The 1,082-nt window shown below is 72.8% G+C and carries 1 protein-coding gene; it reads left to right on the top strand.

What is annotated here, in order from left to right:
• Positions 1 to 964, top strand: a 964-nt coding sequence (locus ABB22_RS17380) for a ribonuclease H-like domain-containing protein (protein ID WP_161809380.1), incomplete at its 5' end; no start/stop codon positions are given.
• Between the last annotated feature and the right edge of the window lie 118 nt (positions 965 to 1,082).

Below are 1,082 nucleotides of genomic sequence, written 5' to 3'. Positions count from 1 at the left end.
GCTGAAGCCGCTCCTGCGACAGGCACCGGCGCATGGCGAAGCGCTGCCGGCATCGCCCGCACGCGAGGACTCGGTCTTCGGCTGGGTCGAGCAGATCCGGCACAGGCCGGCCACGCCGACACCCGCACCTGCCCCCCGTTCCCCGGGCAGGCCGCAGGACGTGCACGCCTTGCGCCGCCTGCTCGCCACCCGCAACCGCGCGGCGGCGCCCACGCCGCGCAACGACCACGACGGCCCCATCGACCGCGACCTTCCCGGCATCGAGATCGCGCCCGGCCTGCGCCTGATCGAAACCTTCCTGCCGCAGCCGCTTCCCGCGCAGCCGCTGTCGCTGGCTTTCAGCAAGCGCGCGGACGAAACCGTGCAGCCGCAGGACCTGCTGTTCTTCGACACCGAGACCACCGGCCTGGCCGGCGGCACCGGCACCCGCGCCTTCATGATCGGCGCGGCCGACTGGCATCGTGATGCGCGGCGCGGCGAAGGGCTGCGCGTGCGCCAGCTGCTGATGTCCACGATGGGCGCGGAGAGCGCGATGCTCGACGCCTTCGCCGCCTGGTTGGGGCCGACCACGGTGCTGTCCAGCTACAACGGCCGCTGCTACGACGCGCCGCTGTTGAAGACGCGTTACCGGCTGGCGCGGCGCGGCGATCCGATTTCCGCGCTGGACCACGTGGACCTGCTGTTCCCGACGCGCCGCCGCTGGCGTGGCACCTGGGAGAACTGCCGGCTGGCGACCATTGAGCGCCAGCTGCTGCGCATCCAGCGCGAGGACGACCTGCCCGGCTCCGAAGCGCCGGGCGCGTGGCTGGACTACCTGCGCGGCGGCAGCGCGCGCAACCTGCGCCGCGTCGGCGAACACAACCACCAGGACGTGGTGACGCTGGCGCAGCTGTTCCTGCGCCTGGTCCAGGCCGAGGCCGACGAACGCACACCGCCACCCGGCCATCAACCTGCTTCGGAATAGAGCGCGGCGAGGCCCCGTCGGAGCCTTCCCGGCAAAGCCCCCGCCGGGCGTCGCCCGGCGCTACAAACCAACGCGGCATGACCCACATGCAGAGCGGCGCAACGCCCCGCTGGAGCCT

It is taken from the genome of Stenotrophomonas nitritireducens, assembly GCF_001431425.1.
Lineage (GTDB): Bacteria > Pseudomonadota > Gammaproteobacteria > Xanthomonadales > Xanthomonadaceae > Stenotrophomonas > Stenotrophomonas nitritireducens.
Note: the sequence above shows the minus strand (reverse complement) of the source record. Positions and strands in the feature narration are given on the sequence as shown.